Annotated in this window: 15 protein-coding genes; 3 read left to right on the plus strand and 12 right to left on the minus strand. The window is 45.5% G+C overall.

The window, feature by feature from the left end; translation table 11 throughout:
• Window positions 1-7 precede the first annotated feature (7 nt).
• The 12 genes from rlmN to ACXAGV_RS00645 form a co-directional block, all read right to left on the minus strand.
• Complete coding sequence (gene rlmN, locus ACXAGV_RS00590; protein WP_014977032.1) at window positions 8-1,126, minus strand: dual-specificity RNA methyltransferase RlmN; 1,119 nt, start codon at window positions 1,124-1,126, stop codon at window positions 8-10.
• A 307-nt stretch (window positions 1,127-1,433) separates the two neighbouring features.
• On the minus strand, window positions 1,434-1,865 hold the full coding sequence (gene ndk, locus ACXAGV_RS00595; protein WP_012519000.1) for a nucleoside-diphosphate kinase: 432 nt from the start codon (window positions 1,863-1,865) through the stop codon (window positions 1,434-1,436).
• Between the two features lie 273 nt (window positions 1,866-2,138).
• Window positions 2,139-2,549: a SufE family protein gene (locus tag ACXAGV_RS00600; RefSeq protein ID WP_014950170.1), complete on the minus strand. Its 411-nt coding sequence runs from the start codon at window positions 2,547-2,549 to the stop codon at window positions 2,139-2,141.
• A 59-nt stretch (window positions 2,550-2,608) separates the two neighbouring features.
• Entirely contained in the window at window positions 2,609-3,142 is a 534-nt protein-coding gene (sufT, locus tag ACXAGV_RS00605; RefSeq protein ID WP_474870952.1) for a putative Fe-S cluster assembly protein SufT, read from the minus strand.
• Between the two features lie 50 nt (window positions 3,143-3,192).
• Window positions 3,193-3,549 (minus strand): HesB/IscA family protein, encoded by a 357-nt coding sequence (locus tag ACXAGV_RS00610; protein ID WP_120961366.1) that lies wholly within the window; start codon window positions 3,547-3,549, stop codon window positions 3,193-3,195.
• 9 nt (window positions 3,550-3,558) lie between these two features.
• Entirely contained in the window at window positions 3,559-4,776 is a 1,218-nt protein-coding gene (locus ACXAGV_RS00615) for an aminotransferase class V-fold PLP-dependent enzyme (RefSeq protein ID WP_474870953.1), read from the minus strand.
• Window positions 4,773-6,029, minus strand: coding sequence for a Fe-S cluster assembly protein SufD (gene sufD / locus ACXAGV_RS00620; protein ID WP_474870955.1), 1,257 nt, complete (start codon window positions 6,027-6,029; stop codon window positions 4,773-4,775). The genes ACXAGV_RS00615 and sufD overlap by 4 nt, the downstream gene beginning before the upstream one ends.
• Complete coding sequence (gene sufC / locus ACXAGV_RS00625) at window positions 6,026-6,787, minus strand: Fe-S cluster assembly ATPase SufC (protein WP_014979831.1); 762 nt, start codon at window positions 6,785-6,787, stop codon at window positions 6,026-6,028. Before sufC ends, sufD begins: the two co-directional genes overlap by 4 nt.
• A gap of 3 nt (window positions 6,788-6,790) precedes the next feature.
• Window positions 6,791-8,227, minus strand: coding sequence for a Fe-S cluster assembly protein SufB (gene sufB / locus ACXAGV_RS00630; protein ID WP_014979832.1), 1,437 nt, complete (start codon window positions 8,225-8,227; stop codon window positions 6,791-6,793).
• Window positions 8,228-8,621: 394 nt separating this feature from the next.
• Window positions 8,622-9,788 (minus strand): IscS subfamily cysteine desulfurase, encoded by a 1,167-nt coding sequence (locus ACXAGV_RS00635; RefSeq protein WP_474870957.1) that lies wholly within the window; start codon window positions 9,786-9,788, stop codon window positions 8,622-8,624.
• 18 nt (window positions 9,789-9,806) lie between these two features.
• Window positions 9,807-10,292, minus strand: coding sequence for a Fe-S cluster assembly transcriptional regulator IscR (gene iscR / locus ACXAGV_RS00640; protein ID WP_474807082.1), 486 nt, complete (start codon window positions 10,290-10,292; stop codon window positions 9,807-9,809).
• A gap of 423 nt (window positions 10,293-10,715) precedes the next feature.
• Complete coding sequence (locus tag ACXAGV_RS00645) at window positions 10,716-11,162, minus strand: Lrp/AsnC family transcriptional regulator (RefSeq protein WP_236547194.1); 447 nt, start codon at window positions 11,160-11,162, stop codon at window positions 10,716-10,718.
• Between the two features lie 152 nt (window positions 11,163-11,314).
• Here ACXAGV_RS00645 and putA point away from each other — a divergent pair, with 152 nt between their 5' ends.
• From putA to putP, 3 genes are all read left to right on the plus strand, one after another.
• Entirely contained in the window at window positions 11,315-14,821 is a 3,507-nt protein-coding gene (gene putA / locus ACXAGV_RS00650; protein ID WP_474870959.1) for a bifunctional proline dehydrogenase/L-glutamate gamma-semialdehyde dehydrogenase PutA, read from the plus strand.
• Between the two features lie 66 nt (window positions 14,822-14,887).
• A complete protein-coding gene (locus ACXAGV_RS00655; RefSeq protein ID WP_474870961.1) occupies window positions 14,888-17,449 on the plus strand; it encodes a TonB-dependent receptor plug domain-containing protein in 2,562 nt (853 codons plus the stop codon).
• 70 nt (window positions 17,450-17,519) lie between these two features.
• A complete protein-coding gene (gene putP, locus ACXAGV_RS00660) occupies window positions 17,520-19,007 on the plus strand; it encodes a sodium/proline symporter PutP (RefSeq protein WP_474870963.1) in 1,488 nt (495 codons plus the stop codon).
• Window positions 19,008-19,045: the final 38 nt, after the last annotated feature.

Raw genomic sequence — 19,045 nt, forward strand, 5'->3', positions numbered from 1 at the left:
TTGATGATTATTGGGCCATTTTTACTGAAATTGCTTCGCCCTTCACCTGTTTTTTTAACATTCTTTTCGTTCTGTCTACTACGTCGCCTACTAATTGACCACATGCTGCGTCAATATCATCACCTCGCGTTTTACGCACAACGGTTGTAAAACCATATTCCATAAGCACTTTTGCGAATCTATCAATACGTGAATTGCTTGAACATGTATAAGGCGAACCCGGGTAAGGGTTGAATGGTATTAAGTTTATTTTACTAGGGGTGTCTTTCAATACCTTAGCCAACTGGTGCGCTTGTTCTGTACTGTCATTGATATTTGAAAGCATAACGTATTCTACCGTTACGCGGCCTTGGTTCGCTTTAGATTTGGCCAGATAACGACGTACGCCTGCTAAGAAGGCTTCGATATTGTACTTCTTATTGATAGGCACGATCTCGTTGCGCAACTCATCGGTGGGTGCGTGTAATGAAATAGCTAACGCTACGTCTATTTGGTCACCCAACATATCTAGCGCAGGCACAACACCAGATGTACTTAGCGTAACGCGGCGTTTAGACAGGCCGAAACCGAAATCGTCCAGCATAATATCCATGGCTGGTACAACGTTTTTAAGGTTAAGCAGTGGCTCACCCATCCCCATCATTACTACATTAGTGATAGGGCGTTTGCTTGAGTCTTTTGAGAGACCAAGGAAAGTTGCTACACGCCATACCTGACCAATAATTTCACTCACGCTTAGATTACGGTTGAACCCCTGTTGCGCCGTTGAACAGAAAGTACACTCTAGGGCGCAACCTACCTGTGATGACACGCAAAGCGTTGCGCGGTCAGTTTCTGGGATCCAAACAGATTCAACTTCCTGACCACCTTCAAGGGTAAGTGCAAACTTAATAGTGCCGTCGCTCGCTTCTTGAAAGTATGCAATTTCAGGCGCTTTAATTTCGCAATTTTCAATGAGCATCGCGCGAAGGTTTTTATTGAGGTTACTCATTTCCTCGAAATCGCTGATACCGTGCTGGTAAATCCATTTCATCACCTGATCGGCACGAAACGGTTTCTCGCCCATTTCTTTGAAGAAATTGCGCAAGCCTTCGCGATTTAAGTTTAATAAGTTAGTTTTTGCCATGAATAAGATGACCCTTTTACCTTCGAGGGATGCCCCTCTGACTGCTGAATATGGTGTATAAACCAGCGATTCGGTTATGCCTTGAGCGACATTTAAGAAAAAGAAAAGCGCTGATTAAAATTTGCGCGGATTTTACCACAGATGAGATTTGAGAAAAAGCCGATTTAACGCAGAGAAACGTTAAGTTTGGCAATACGCGAGAAGCGTGGTTTAGCTTGCCTAAATGAGCGCCGAGCAAAGCAGCATAAAACGTGCTCAGAAACAAAAACGGGGCCCTTATGGCCCCGTTTTTTCTACATACGTAATCTTAGCGAGTACGTGGGCAGATTTCTTCTTCAGAGAAGAAGTAAGCAATTTCACGTGCTGCTGACTCAGGTGCGTCAGAACCGTGAACTGCGTTTTCGTCGATTGACGCAGCGTAGTCTGAACGTAGTGTACCTGCAGCTGCATCAGCTGGGTTAGTTGCGCCCATGATTTCACGGTTAGCTAGAACTGCGTTTTCGCCTTCTAGTACTTGAACCATAACAGGACCAGACGTCATGAAGTCTACAAGTGCGCCGAAGAAAGGACGCTCTTTGTGTTCTGCATAGAAGCCTTCTGCTTGCTCTTTGCTCATGTGGATCATCTTAGATGCCACGATGCGAAGACCTGCAGATTCGAAACGGTTGTAAATTGCACCGATTACGTTTTTAGCTACCGCATCAGGCTTGATAATCGAAAAAGTACGCTCAAGAGCCATGTTCTCTCTCCAAACAAATAGTGTATGTATCTTTAAAAATTTTGGCCGCGAATTATAGGCAATAAATAGCAGCTTGACCAGAGCCTTTATAAAATCAAATATAAAGTACTGTTTTTGAGTGCAAATATAGCGAAAGGGTAGCTTGTCGGCGATGACAATATGATGACAATGTACAGATTATTTTGCGCAGAACTGGTTATCGGCTACTCTATCTGCACCACTGCCTTTTCCGTGAAACCCTAAAACGGTGTAAAGAAACCAACGCTAAAAAAGTTAAGCGTTGGCTTTTGCTAATTCTTGAATTTTACCCACGATGGCGCGTAAGCCATTACCGCGAGTTGGCGTTATATGACGCTCTAGGTCTAGTGCTTCAAAATATCCATCAATATCAAACGCTAAAATATCTGTTGGCGTCTTATCATTATAAGCGGCAAGAACTAACGCAAGAAGGCCTTGAACGATAACTGCATCGCTGTCCACGTCAAAGTTTATTTTATTGCCGTCGTAAGACTCCACCAGCCAAACACTGCTCTGACACCCTTTAACCAAACGCTCGGGAGTTTTAGCATCTTCAGGCAAGCCCGGAATAGATTTCCCTAAATCAATGATGTACTGATAACGCTGTTCCCAATCGTCGAAGAACGCTAAATCATCAATAATTTCGTCACTGCTAGGTAGTTGCATTACTATTTCCGCTTAATTTGTTTAAAAAGTTGTGTGATGTAATTTCACTGCGTGGATGACTAGAAGAACAGACCTGCTTCAAGCTGTGCTTCTTCACTCATCATATCACGGGACCATGCCGGGTCGAATACAAGCTCTACGTTGACGTTCTTAGCATGAGGAACCATGGCAACGCGGTATTCAACATCACCCACCAATACTGGGCCCATGCCACAGCCCGGTGCTGTAAGCGTCATATCGATATTCACGGCACCAGATGCTTGATCAATATCTACCTTATAGATAAGGCCGAGCGATACAAGGTTAATTGGAATTTCGGGGTCATAAATAGTTTCTAACGCGTCCCACACCTGCTGTTCGCTAATGTTACCATCTTCTGGCGCGTCAAAGCTTAATGTCATCGCTTTACGGCCAATAGCACCTGCATCAGTACCGTCGATGCGGTACATGTTGCCGCGCCACGTTACCGTATAGTTACCACCGAGTTCTTGGGTGATATTCACAAACTCGCCTTCAGGGATCACGGTAGGATTACCCGCTGGAACTAAGCGCGCTTTACAATCGCGCTCGGTGGTCACCATTTTTTGCTTCATAAACTACTTAGTACTCTTTGTTCTACTGTTGATGGTCTTCATCGCGGCGCTTAGCCTACGTTAAAGCTTTCACCGCATCCGCACTCATCAACCACGTTCGGGTTGTTGTATTTAATGACGCCGTTCACACCTTCTGTAACGTAATCAATTTCGGTGTTACGCAAAAGGTCTGTGGCATCTGCAGCCACTGCCACATTCACAATAGGAGAGATTTCCACTATCTCATCACCCGCCTGCGCACTATCAGCAAAATCCAGCACGTAAGCATAACCCGTACAGCCGCTGACTTTTGTTGATAAACGAATTAACTGACCAGGTTTGTCTTTAAGCTTACTTTCGAAATGCTTAACGGCACTGTCAGTTAGCGTAATGAGCTTTGTACTGGGTACGAAAGTTTCAACACTCATAATGCCTCCTTAGGCCAACATCATTTTTGCTTTTTTAAGTGCAGCAAATAAGCTGTCCACTTCTTCAAGCGTGTTATAAATTGAGAACGATGCACGAGCAGTACCCGGAATACCAAAGCGCTTCATTAGCGGCTGTGCACAGTTATCACCGGTACGGATTGCAACACCTTGTCTATCCAGAATAAAGCCTACGTCCGCTGGGTGCGCGCCTTCAAGTAGAAAGCTCAGCACGCCTACCTTGTTAGGTGCAGTACCGATTATCCGCATACCGTCAAACGCTTCGGCCTGCTCTGTGGCATAAGCAAGTAGCTTCTGCTCGTGCTCGTGTAATGCTTGTACATCAAGGGCACTAAACCAATCTACCGCAGCGCCCATACCAATGGCACCTGCGATGTTTGGCGTACCGGCTTCTAAACGATTTGGCAATGCACCCCATGTGGCTTCATGGTAGGTCACATCTTTAATCATCTCGCCGCCTACCTGCCAAACAGGCCAGGTTTCTAGCACCTCTTTTTTGCCCCACAGACAGCCAATGCCTGTTGGACCGAATAGCTTGTGGCCTGAAAACGCATAAAAATCACAGCCAATGTCTTGTACGTCAACACCGCCGTGAGCAATGCCTTGTGCACCATCAACCAGCACCCATGCGCCAACCGCTTTTGCTTTTTCAGTAAGCAGTTTAATTGGGTTAACCGTTCCTAATGCATTCGAAACATGAGGAAACGCCACTAGCTTAGTATTTTCAGACAGCAGTCTATCGAAAGCGTCTACGTCTAACTCGCCACTGTCGAAAATAGGTACGACATTCAGTGTTGCACCAGAGCGGCGACACGCTTGCTGCCAGGTAACCAAGTTTGCGTGGTGCTCCAACTCGGTAACCATCACTTCATCGCCTTCAGCAAGTAGCTGACTTAATCCATTAGCGACAATATTAATAGCTTCGGTGGTACCGGCAGTCCAGATGACTTCTTCACGAGCACTCGCATTAATAAAAGTAGCAACGCTGGTACGTGCATTTTCGTAGCGGCGCGTGGCTTCATCTGATAATTGATGCGCGCCACGGTGCACGTTGGCATTCGTACCCGTGTAAAAATCGACCAAGGCGTCGATCACCTCCTGAGGTTTTTGCGTTGTTGCCGCGTTATCGAGGTATACCAGCGGTTTGCCGTCTACCGTTTTCGATAAAATAGGAAACTGGGCACGAAGTGCTGCAACGTCTAAGCTCATTTCACCTCCATCTGGGCGAAACGCTCGCTTAAGATAGGCGCAAGCCACTCACGTACTGCTACGTTCGGCACATCGTTAATTAGCTCTTGGATAAAACCGAAGTTCAACATAACCAGGGCTTTACTACGTGAAACACCACGAGTAAGCATGTAGTACAGTGCTTCTTCTTCAATTTCAGCAACCGTTGCACCGTGCGCACATTTTACGTCATCAGCATAAATCTCAAGCTCAGGCTTGGTGTTGATGACGCCGCGGCGAGATAGCAATAGATTGCGATTATTAAGCTCAGCCAATGTCTTTTGCGCATCGCGATGAATGTGAATACGACCATTAAATACCGCACGAGCCTTATCGCCAACAATACCGCGCGCGTTTTCTTCTGTTGTACCATTTGGCATAGCGTGCTCAATGGTAGAGTGAAGGTCGAAAAGCTCGCCTTCTGCCAGAAGGTAAATAGCGTTCATTTTCGCATCGGCAAATTCGCCGGCGTGATGAATATCGACATCTAAACGCGAAAGCTCACTTCCATAGCCCACCATCGTGCTGTTAAGCGTAGTGCGGTTATGTAGCTTAAAGTGGCTGCCGCCTAGCTGCTTTGCTTTGCCAGTAAACATAGCAAAACGATAGTGCTCTAGGTGAGCATCATCCGCCAAATCATATTCAGCAAATGCGGTGGTTAAGCTTTCAGTATCACCAAAACCTTGCTCGATAACCGTGGCACTTGCGCCTTCAGCGACCTTCACCACCACACGCGTATGGGCATCAACATTTTGCGACGCCATGTTCACAATGCGCACTGGCGTGTCGATTTTCGCGCCTGCTTCAACATTAATAAATATACCGTGTTGGCACAGCGCATCGTTAACTAGGCCAAACATATGACGGGTTGGTTTAACCTGACCGTAAACACTGCTGATCGCTTGCTGCGTGGCAGTATCATCATTATTAAGCGACGTGATGCTCATGCCCGCTGGCACATTTAGCGTATTAACCTGCGTGACCAATACACCGTCTACAAATACTAGGTCGATAGCATTTAGGTTATCGATAGCGGGTACCGGTAAACTGTCTGCCTGAACCGCTTGATTAGCTTCACGCTTCTCAAGTGGCGTTAGCGGCGTAAATCGCCAGCTCTCGTTTCTACGGGCTGGCCAACCATCAGCTTTTAACTTTTCTAAGGCCTGCTGACGCACGGGCGCTAAGTAATCGGAGATTTGCGCCGCATCAATGACCTGTTCTAGCCATTGACTCATGCTTCAGCCTCCTCGTACGCTTTACCTAGGAATGCGTATCCGCTCTTCTCTACTTCTAGCGCTAGTGACGCGTCGCCGCTTTTCACGATTTTGCCGTCGGCAAGAATGTGAACAAAGTCAGGCTTGATGTAGTCTAAAAGACGCTGGTAGTGGGTAACAACGATGAAGCTACGCTCACCATCGCGCTGGCTGTTAACGCCATCGGCAACAACCTGAAGTGCGTCAACGTCAAGGCCAGAGTCTGATTCATCTAGAATACAAAGCTTTGGCTCTAGCAAAATCATTTGCATGATTTCGTTACGCTTCTTCTCACCACCAGAGAAACCTTCATTTACACCGCGCTTCAAGAAATCCAATGGAAGCTGTACCTGCTTGCATGCTTCTTTTGCTTTCTTTAAAAACTCAGCAGCAGTTAACGGCGCTTCGCCGCGCTGTTCGCGCATAGCGTTAACCGACTCTTTCATGAATTCCATATTGCTTACACCAGGAATTTCAACTGGGTATTGGAACGCAAGGAAAAGGCCTTCACGGGCACGCTCTTCTACTTCAAGCTCTAATAGGTCTTTACCGTTAAGCGTGGCTTCGCCTTCGCTAACTTCGTAACCATCACGACCAGATAGGACGTAGCCTAGTGTACTTTTACCGGCACCGTTGGGGCCCATGATAGCGTGTACTTCACCAGGTTTAACTTCAAGGTTAAGACCTTTAATGATGTTCTTCTCTTCCACGCTGGCATGTAAATTCTTGATACTAAGCATTGATTACCCCACTGAACCTTCAAGACTAATTTCGAGCAGCTTGCCGGCTTCTACGGCAAATTCCATTGGCAGCTCTTTGAATACTTCTTTACAGAAACCGTTAACAATCATAGAAACGGCCTTTTCTGTGTCTAAGCCACGTTGCTGACACAGGAATAATTGTTCGTCGCTCACCTTCGATGTTGTTGCTTCGTGCTCAACAATGGCTGAAGGGTTGCGGCTTTCGATATACGGGAATGTGTGCGCGCCACATTTGTCGCCGATAAGTAGCGAGTCACACTCGGTGAAGTTACGTGCTCCGTCTGCGCGAGGGCCCATTTGAACCAGTCCGCGGTAGGCGTTATTGCTATTACCCGCTGAGATACCTTTAGAGATGATGGTCGACTTGGTATTTTTACCCACGTGGATCATCTTAGTACCGGTATCAGCCTGCTGGCGACCGCGCGTTAGCGCTACTGAGTAGAATTCACCTACACTGTTGTCGCCTTTTAGTACACAGCTTGGGTACTTCCACGTAACCGCAGAGCCCGTTTCAACCTGCGTCCACGAGATTTTGGCATTAGTATGCGCTACACCACGTTTTGTCACGAAGTTGTAGATACCGCCTTTACCGTTCTCGTCACCTGGGTACCAGTTCTGTACCGTTGAGTATTTAATTTGCGCATCGTCCATTGCCACCAGCTCAACCACGGCCGCATGCAGCTGGTTTTCATCGCGCTGTGGAGCGGTACAACCTTCAAGGTAGCTTACATAGCTGCCTTCATCAGCAACAATCAAGGTACGCTCGAACTGACCAGTGTTCATTTCGTTAATACGGAAATAAGTAGAAAGCTCCATTGGGCAACGTGTGCCTTTTGGAATATAAACGAATGAACCGTCAGTAAATACAGCGCTGTTAAGCGCAGCAAAGTAGTTATCTGTGCGCGGCACTACCGAACCAATGTATTTCTTTACAAGGTCTGGATACTTCTGAAGCGCTTCAGAAATTGGGCAAAAGATCACACCCGCTTCTTCAAGCTTATCGCGGAACGTAGTAACAACCGATACCGAGTCGAATACCGCATCTACCGCAACGCCTGCCAGCATTTCCTGCTCGTGCAGTGGAATGCCCAGCTTTTCATAGGTGCGAAGTAGCTCAGGGTCAACCTCATCTAGCGACTTAGGCTTATCTTTCATACTCTTTGGTGCCGAGTAGTAAGAAATGGCCTGATAATCGATTTTCGGATAGTCGACATGCGCCCAATCTGGCTCTTCCATTTCTAGCCATGCATGATAAGACTTCAAACGCCATTCAAGCATCCATTCAGGCTCGTTTTTCATTGCTGATATGCGGCGGATAACCGACTCGTCCAGGCCGCTTTCAAACGTTTCCGATTCGATTTCTGAATAGAAACCCGCATCGTACTTTCTTTCTAACGCCTGTTCGATCTGTTCACTCATGTTGGGATCTCACTTGTTTGCCTGCATTTGCTGCCACTAACCTTTCTATTTAACTGGCAAATAAATCACCCCACGGTCTTGGTAATTTATATAGACTTTCAACTTCAACAACTTAATTTATTTGGGTAATTCCCCAACAGCATTGTCGAAACTGCCAGTTATATTGCGGACAGCCTAAAATTTTGGTGCCGTAGTATATAATACCCGACTATTTCACTCAAATATTCAGCCATTAATTTATGGCCACTTACGCGTTTTAAACGCTGCTTAAAGGTCAATTTCCTTCAAACGCGCATTAATTTTCTTCCACATTCACGAAAATAAACGAGAATGCGCTAACACTAACTACGCTTTGCCTACTACAAAAACGGGTGCTCAACGACGGTATAGGCGTTTATGCTGAAACCGCTTGGCGCAGTCGCGTTGTTACATCCACTACTTTTTTTACTACGTAATCAATGTCTTCTTGGGTCGTAAAGCGACCTACGCTAAAGCGTATACCTGCATGAGCCAGCTCATTACTGCGGCCAATGGCTTTTAGAACATAAGAAGGCTCTAAACTCGCTGACGTACATGCCGACCCTGAAGATACGGCAATATCATTTAAGCCCATCATCAAGCTTTCGCCGTCTACACCCGCAAAACTCACATTCAGAATGCCCGAGATACGTTGTGTAGCGTGGCCGTTTAAATAGACATCGTCGAGCTGTTGAAGGCCCTGCCACAGCGATTCACGCAGCGCTAATATGCGCGCACTGTCCTCTTCCATTTTTGAGGAAGCCAGCGCGATAGCTTCACCCATCCCAACAATTTGGTGAGTGGCTAGTGTACCCGACCGCATACCGCGCTCGTGACCACCGCCATGAATTTGTGCCACCAGATTGATTTTGGGACGGCGACGCACATATAGCGCCCCCATACCTTTCGGGCCGTAAATCTTATGCGCCGAAATAGACAGCAAATCTACCGGAAGCTCAGCTAAATCTATGGCAATTTTGCCAACACTTTGCGCACCATCAACATGAAAAAGAACGCCTTTGTCACGACAAAGCTGGCCAATAGCTTGAATGTCTTGGATAACGCCAAGTTCATTGTTCACATGCATCACCGACACCAAAATAGTGTCGTCGCGCAACGCGTTTTCAAGCGCATTTAAATCAATTAAACCGTTTGGTGATACTTCAAGATAGGTAACCTCAAAGCCCTGGCTTTGTAAGTACTCACAGGTATCTAACACCGCTTTATGTTCGGTGTTAACGGTAATGATATGTTTACCTTTATTGGCATAACCTTGGGCGACGCCTTTTATAGCAAGATTGTTCGATTCAGTGGCCCCCGAAGTAAAAACAATTTCTCTAGGGTCGCAATTAATCGCGTCGCTGATTTGATTTCTAGCAACATCAACCGCTTCTTCTGCCATCCAGCCAAAGCGATAGCTACGAGACGCTGGATTACCAAAGTTGCCATCCAGCGTTAGGCATTTCGCCATTGCCTCGGCCACACTTGGGTCTACCGGTGTTGTTGCTGCGTAATCTAAATAAATGGGTGTTGATAAAGCCATTCGTTACTCAATACCAATTTAAAGTTGAATACTAACTTCGATATCTTTTGTGATATTACGAAGTGATGCGTTTCCGTCTTGACGGTCGGCTACTTCTTGAACATCACGCTTTGCCATTAACTCGCCCAGCGTTATTGAATTTAGAAACGCCGCAATGCGATCACTTAGGTCTTGCCACAAGCTATGCGTGAGACAGCGATCACCGCCTTGACAGTCTGCTTGTCCTTGGCAACGTGTCGCATCAATAGACTCGTCGACGGCGCGAATAACTTCGCCTATGGCGATTTTGCTAGCTTCACGGCCTAATAAGTAGCCGCCGCCAGGCCCACGAACACTGTCTACTAATTGCTCTTTACGCAGTCGAGAAAAAAGCTGTTCTAGGTAAGATAAAGAAATTTCTTGTCGTTCTGAAATGTCGGCAAGAGGCACTGGACCACGCTTTGAATGCAAAGCGACATCAAGCATTGCGGTAACCGCATAGCGCCCTTTAGAAGTGAGTTTCATTGGATTCTCCCGCCGTTTGTAGTGCGGGAATTTTCACATACCCGACTAAAATGGTCAAGTATAAGACCCAGTAAACTAGTCAGGTATTATTGATGCCGGTAATCGCTTTTGTACATCAAGGCTTTCGTTTCATTTTGGCCCCAACCACATAAGCGCTATTTGTTTGCATTCAAGTGAATATGAGCAAGAATACTGTCTGCTATCCAATGTTATTGCACGGTATCTATTTGATGGAGTAACCCGCGCAGAACCTGATGTTTTACTCTTGGAACTGCTTTGGCTGTCGCAGCACTACTATTTGAATGAACCATGCGCTGCACATCACCGTGTATCCCTAACGCAGGGGCATTGATCTTTCGTTGCTCTATGTTGCCGTTGCTCTGCCGTCAATGCTCGCTTTCTTAAAGGTAATACCAAGTTTATTTACCCTTGCTCTTTGATAGGTTGCATAGAAACATAAGTTGACGTCGACTCTATGAACGGAAGAACAGAAACAGTTTCCGCTAATATTTTACGGTATTGATTCATGTTTCTAGTTCGTATTTTAAGGAGGTAATCGAATGTTCCCGCTATTAAATGACATTGCTCTATCTCAGGTATTTTGCTGACTGCTGTATTGAAAGCTGCAAGCGCTGACTCTTTTGTATCTGACATAGTGACTTCTGTGAACGCTACCATTTCCATATCCAGCTTTGCATGATTAACAATCGCTTTAAAACCTAATATGTATTCGTTTTCTATAAGTCGCTTTAGTCGATTCTGACACGGTGTTTTTGAAAGCCCTATCCGATCCGCTAATTCACTTACGGACATTCGGCCATCGGAGGATAACTCCTTAATGATCTTTTTATCATAAGCATCCAAATTCACTAAAAAACCCCTTTTTAAAGCCAAAACAACCTAAAAATAGCAATAAAAAAGCCGCATAACCATACTTAATCGATTAATTTAAGGAAATAAAACCACACCTCAGAGCGTAGAATCATGCTCAGACTTTAATCACTTTAACGAGACCTAACTGTATGCTTGACGTATGCAAACTACATTCGAGAACTGACATCAACAACGCAATCAGAGAAGACGAATCCGTTGTGATAAAGAAGCTTGTTGACCAGCTATCTTTGCCTTTAGCCCATAAAGAGCTGACAAAAGAGTATGCACAAAAGCTTGTTCATCACCTTCGCAATGATGTTAAGCCGAGCTTAATGGAGACCTTCTTAGCAAAGTATGGTCTTTCAACGGATGAAGGTATCGCTCTGATGTGTTTGGCTGAAGCATTACTGCGGGTGCCAGATGGTTTTACTGCCGAGGAATTAATCGAAGATAAAATAGCCTCTTCCGAATGGGATAAGCATCTAGGCCAGTCTAGTTCGTCTTTAGTTAATGCGGCAACCTGGGGGTTAATGCTAACTGGGAAAGTACTCAGCAACAACGAGCAGAAACGCATTACCAAAAAAGTTAAGCCACTTGTTAAGCGCCTTGGTGCGCCTACTATTCGTGTTGCCGTAAAAATGGCAATGAAAGAGCTTGGGCATCAGTTTGTATTAGGCGAATCTATTTCATCAGCAGTGAAGCGCGGGCAAGCGAATGTTAAAGCTGGCTTTGGTTATTCTTATGATATGTTGGGTGAAGCTGCGTTGACGCAACACGACGCTGAGCGCTATTTTGCTGAATACAAAAATGCGATTGAACACCTGCTCAAGCAGCCTAAAAATTGCGACATACATCAAAACGCGGGCATATCAATAAAACTTTCGGCTCTTCATCCCCGTTATGAATCTATAAACAAAGATCGCGTTCTAGAAGAACTTACACCAAAGGTGCTGGAGCTCGCTCAACTTGCCAAGTCTGGCAATTTAGGGCTAAACATAGACGCTGAAGAATCTGATCGACTTGATCTGTCGCTTGAGGTTATTCAAGACGTATTAAGTGATGTTAGCTTAGAAGGGTGGGACGGCTTCGGTGTTGTGGTTCAAGCCTATAATAAAGCAGCTCCACACGTTTTAGATTGGCTATTTGAACTTTCAACCCGACTATCTCGCAAAATAACAGTAAGACTTGTTAAGGGTGCTTATTGGGATGCGGAGATTAAGAAAGCGCAAGTAAATGGCGTTAAAAACTTCCCGGTTTACACCTCTAAAGCGGCAACCGACACGTCATATTTATGCTGTGCTAAAAAACTTTTAGATATGCGACAGGTAATTTACCCTCAGTTTGCAACACATAATGCATGTACTGTCGCCGCCATTTTACAAATGACAGATGATACAAAGGGTTTTGAGTTTCAACGTCTTCACGGTATGGGCGAAAGTCTCTACCGCCACCTTTTATCAAAAGAGCAACTAAAATGCCGAATCTATGCACCAGTAGGTAAACACAGAGATCTGCTTGCATACCTAGTGCGTCGACTACTGGAAAATGGCGCAAATTCATCTTTCGTCAATCAGATTGTCGATAAATCGGTACCCGTAACACAAGTCACCCAGTACCCACTCACTCAAGTTCAGAGCCCTAAGCCATCGGTTATTGCTATGCCTGAGGCCATTTTTGGTGGACATCGCAAAAACTCTAAAGGATTCGATCTCTTTCAGCCAGTAGACCAAGATGCATTCAATGAATTGCGATACCAATTTTCGAATACGCAATGGCAGGCTACCCCACTGGTAAACCATGACGTTTCTCACAAGACATCATTTGAAGTCGTAAACCCTGCTAATCATAATGACGCGATTGGTTCAGTTGTCTTTGCAGATGAGTCTGATGTGCTCAGAGCCATTGATAGTGCCCGCATTTGGAGAGAACAAGGCGTACGCTCCAGGGGTGCAATTCTTAATCGGGCCGCGGACTTACTCGAACAAAACAGCGGAGAAATTTTTGCCATACTCTGTCGCGAGGCGGGAAAAAATGCGTTTGATGCGGTCGCTGAAATTCGCGAAGCAGTAGACTTCTTACGCTACTATGCGGCGGAAGCGATAAACCAAAAAACATCGAAACCATGTGGTATTTTTGCTTGTGTTTCTCCTTGGAACTTTCCGCTCGCTATCTTTATCGGCCAAGTTGCCGCCGCTCTGGCGAGTGGAAATGGTGTTGTAGCAAAACCTGCCGAAACGACAACGATTTCCGCTTGGTTTGCCACAAAGTTACTCTATCAAGCGGGTGTACCACGTGACGTATTTCAACTGGTTCCAGGAGAAGGAGCTACGGTCGGAAATACGTTAACAGCTTCTCCGAAAATCGACGGTGTATGTTTCACAGGCTCAACGCTCACCGCGCAACGCATCAACCGCAACATGGCTGAGCATTGCGCCCCTGACGCGCCGTTAATTGCCGAGACGGGCGGTCTTAATTGCATGATCGTAGACTCTACCGCGCTTTTAGAGCAAGCAGTAAAAGACGTGGTGCGCTCTGCGTTTCAATCTGCTGGCCAACGCTGCTCAGCGTTACGCATGCTCTATATTCAGGAAGATATTTACCTAAGCTTTTTATCAATGCTACGCGGTGCAATTAATGAATTAAAAGTTGCTGACCCTTGGCATTTAGACACGGATATTGGACCTGTAATTAGCGAACAAGCGCTGAACACCATAAGTACTTATATAAACGAAAACGCAGACAACATTGCTGTGTCATTTGAAGGTAAAGTGCCAAATGATGGTTACTTTATACCACCTACTGTTATAGAAACATCAGGAGTTGATGCACTTGAGACTGAGATTTTTGGTCCTGTCTTACATGTTGCAAAGTTTAAAGCAAAGCACATTGGCCAAATAGTAGAGCGCGTAAACGCAAGTGGTTACGGCTTAACTTTTGGCATTCACAGCAGAATCGATTCTCGCGTAGAAAAACTCGTATCAAGCCTAAACGTTGGCAATATCTACGTGAACCGCGATCAGGTTGGTGCCATCGTTGGCTCACAACCTTTCGGCGGAGAGAACCTCTCCGGTACAGGACCAAAAGCAGGTGGACCACATTACCTAAGTAAATTCATTAAGTCTGAATCTACCATGCTGAATTTGGCGTCTCACGACATTGATAAAGAAACACTCGTCTTTGACGTCGTCCAAAACAAGATTAACAGCCTCGGCCAAACTCACAATCGTCACATACTTAACGAAACCACTATGCCAGGACCTACAGGCGAATTGAATGTACTTAGAGAATTCGGCAAGGGCGTTATTTTGTGTCTTGGAGAACATTTCGATGAAGCGGTTCGTCAGTCTCAAGCGGTGAAACAAGCTGGGGCGATACCTCTTATTATCTGTAAAGGCGCAAAAGGTGCCAACGCTATTGATGGCACTCTTTCAGCAAACGATTTAACTAAATTGAGTGGCTTCTACGGGGTAGTTACTCACAGCGAAAAAAATCGATTAAGAGAAATAAGAAAAGCATTATCACTACGAGAAGGAGCAATACTATCACTCACAACTTCGCCAGAAGACGTTCAAAAATGCTGCACCTTTGAACGACACGTCTGTATTAACACAACTGCAGCAGGAGGGAACGCATCGCTACTAGCGATTGCCTGCTAACCTAAAACTAAAACAATTAAGAAAACAACAAACAACAAACAACAAACAACAAGTAGAGGAAATAAAATGAACTATAACTTCAACAAAAGAAAGTTCTTACCGCTGTCGATTGCTATAGCGTTATCTTCGACAGCTTACCTTTCTGCACAGGCATACGCGCAAACCGAAGAGGCAGCAGATGACGCAGCTGACTATGAACAAATAGCCGTATTGGGTTCAAGGAGAGCGCAAGCACGCTCGGCGATGGAAACGCCAAGTCCAATAGACATTGTGGATTCTCAAGAATTAATGCGTCAGGGCAGTACTAATGCTATTGACGCACTAACAGCTGTTGTCCCCTCCTTAAACGCAAGCAGAGAACCTATATCTGACGCAGCAAGTATGGTGCGCCCAGTAAACCTTCGCTCACTTGCAGCGGACCAAACCCTTGTATTAGTGAATGGTAAGCGTCGTCATCGCGGTGCGGTAGTAGGCGAACTTGTTTCTGGTGTTAACCGTGGAGCGCAAGGTGTAGACGTAACGCCATTGTTTGGTGCGGCACTAAAACGCGTAGAAATCTTAAGAGATGGTGCGGCTGCGCAATATGGTTCTGATGCAATCGCGGGCGTAATCAACTATGCACTTGAAGATGATCCTGAAACAAGAATGATTACTGCTCAGTATGGTAAGTCATACTACAACGATGGCGAAACGTTTGAGGTTTCAGGTGCCTATGGATTCCATTTGGGTGACGACGGCTTCTTGGTCGCTTCATTTCAAGCAAAAGATTCAGGCCCAACTAGCCGAGGCATTCAGGATGGCGAAGGGACCAATAGCGGCGCAACTGCGTTAGATGCTGCAGGTTTTCCTATTCAAAACCCTGTGGTTGTGTGGGGTGCCCCCGAAGTCTCTGACGATTACAAATTTTTTATAAATAGCGGCTATGATATCAATGAATACGTGCAAGCTTATGGCTTTGCAAACTACGCGACTCGTGACGTCGATGGTAGCTTTTACTACCGTAATCCAACTAACAGACAAGGCGTTTTCGCTAGCGGTTCAGACGCACTTTTTGCCGACTCTACCGGTGAAGGCTGTCCTACAGGACCTCTTCCAACGACCAGCTTTGACGATGCACAGAACTTTGTAAATGGTGCTGGCGATAACTGCTTTTCATTCTTTTCATGGTTCCCTGGTGGATTTACGCCTCGTTTTGGGGGAAGTGTAGAGGACTACAGTATAGCGCTTGGGTTTAAAGGTGAATTCGATAGCGGTTTAACTTACGACGTAAGTGTGGTTAACGGCGAAAATAATTTGTCTTATGAAATTTACAATACCGTTAACGCATCGTTAGGTTCTGCTTCTCCTACTGAATTCTACTTAGGCGCGCAAATTGAGAATGAAACCGTTTTCAACGCAGATTTCTCAAAAGTTGTTGAAGTTGCTGCATTCGCATCAGATTTAAACGTTGCCTTCGGTCTTCAGTATCATGATGAATCGTTTGAAATAACTCCTGGAGACGAGGCTTCTTATACGGCCGGTGAATTTGTTTCACAAGGCTTTTCAGTAGGCTCTAACGGCTTCCAAGGCTTCAATCCAAGCATCTCTGGAGATTTCTCTAGAAATAGTTCAAGTGCATACGTAGATTTTGAAGCGGATGTTACCGATGACTTGCTACTTGGCCTTGCAATTAGATACGAAGACTACAGTGATTTTGGTACTACCACGAATGGAAAGTTAACCGCTCGTTATATGGTTAATGATGACTTCGCAATACGTGGGGCAGTAAGCACCGGCTTCAGGGCCCCTAGTGTTGGACAGTCTAACTTACAAAGAGCAGCGACTAACTTTAATAATGGACAGTTAGAAGAGCTATTAGTTGTTTCGACTACAAGTCCATTTGCGGCGCTATTTGGTGGAGGTCAGTTAGGGCCTGAAGACGCTCGCAACGTGAGTTTAGGTTTTACCACATCTTTAGGTGACCTATCGTTGACCGTTGATTACTTCAATATAAAAGTTGACGATAGAATTGCACAAGTTACTCGTGAACTCACACCAGAACAGCGCGACCAGTTAGTCGCAGGTGGCATAGCTGAGGCAGCTACCGTAAGCCAAATCTCGTTCTTTGTTAATGACTTCGATACCGAAACATCAGGTGTAGATGTGGTTGCAAACTACCCTATCAACTGGGACAACTCATCTACAAAGTTCACATTGGCAGTGAATTACACCGACACCGAAGTGACCAATCGAGGTGAAACCGTATCAGATGCAAGGGCTCGTGAAGTAGAAGACGCCTTGCCTGACTATCGCACAACCTTTACTGTTGATCATAGCTTCGAACCATTTAACGCACTTGTTCGCGTAAACTACTACGGTGAAGTGTATGAGTCACTCTTCAATGATGAAACGCTGCCGGTTGTAACACCCAGTATGTTTGTTGTCGATGCTGAATTAGCCTACGACATTAATGAGAATATGTCTGTTGCAGTAGGTGCCAAAAACCTGTTTGACGAGTTCCCTGACGAATGGGAAACCGCAGGTTTTACGGGTAGAGATGGCGGCTTCCTAGGCGCTATATATCCGCTTAACCACCCTGCTGGACTTGGTGGTGGTAGTTACTACTTGAGACTATCGGCAAACTTCTAATCATACCTATATAGCATAGGGGCTCGTTTCCAGAGCCCCTATTTGATCATACTAAAAAGAAGAGAGAATTATGCTAGATAGTGTTTATCTATCGTTGGCACTTTATTTTATTGTGCTATTAGGAATTGGTGCTTACGGATACTTTTCTACAAAAAATGACGTATCGGGCTTCATGCTTGGCGGACGTCAACTTGGCCCCGCGGTGACAGCACTGTCCGCGGGTGCATCTGACATGAGCGGATGGATTTTGATGGGTCTTCCTGGACTCATATTTTTAGTCGGAATAAATGGTATATGGATGGCCATCGGATTGACCATCGGCGCCTATTTAAATTACAGGCTACTCGCCCCTAGGCTACGCGTGTATACAGAACAACTTGATGATGCCGTGACAATACCTGAATACTTAGAACGTCGATTTAACGATAACAGTCGCATAATTCGCGTATTGTGTGCCGCCGTCATCATTGTATTTTTCGCCATATACACCACATCCGGTTTAGTTGCAGGTGGCAAGCTGTTTGAATCTTCATTTGGTTTAAGCTACGAGACAGGAATCTACCTCACAGCGTTAGTTGTGGTTTCGTATAGCACATTCGGTGGCTTTACCGCGGTTAGTGTTACTGACTTCGTGCAAGGTTGTATTATGTTGGTTGCATTAGTTTTGGTGCCTGTGGTAGCGGTTTTAGAAATAGGAGGTATAAACACAACGATAACCCAGTTACAAAGCCTGCAACCCTCCCTACTCTCCTTTCAAGATACTGCCCTTATTACTGTTGTTTCAGCCATGGCTTGGGGGCTTGGTTATTTTGGTCAGCCACATATCATAGTGCGCTTTATGGCAATCCGTGGATTGAAAGACCTGGTTGCAGCTAGACGAATAGGCATGAGTTGGATGTTGACCGTTACACTAGGGACAATCGGTGTAGGGTTAACGGGCGCTGCTTTCGCCGCGGCTAATGGGCTTACCATAGCGGATTCTGAAACAATATTTATCGTGATGTCTACCACGCTTTTTCACCCTTGGATCACGGGCTTTTTATTGGCGGCTATCCTCTCTGCGATAATGAGTACGATTTCTTCTCAGCTATTAGTGTCATCGAGTTCGATAACAGAAGACGTTTACTACGCTTTCATTAGAAAAAAAGCGAGTCAAAAAGAACGAGTCATCGTTGCACGACTTTCGGTAGTAGGAGTAGCTTTCATCGCACTTTTGCTTGCACAAGATAGAAGTAACAGCGTGCTATCATTGGTAGGAAACGCATGGGCAGGCTTTGGTGCGGCGTTTGGCCCTTTGATCCTTATCAGCCTTTATTGGGATAAAATGACTAAAAACGGCGCTATTGCAGGTATTGTATGCGGAGGTTTAACAGCTATCTTGTGGTCGAATTTGAACGTATCGCTAGGGTTTGGACTTAGCACTAGTGATGTTTATGAACTTATTCCTGGCTTTTTAGCGAGTACACTCGCCATTTTATTAGTGAGCATGTCGGAGAAGCATTCAGAACGCTTCGCGCAATGCCATCATAACGTTTTGAAAAAACTTCAGAACCAATAACAAAGCATACCCATCCCAAATATTCAGTGGGATGGGCT

The organism is Alteromonas sp. ABH4_453 (genome assembly GCF_056160665.1).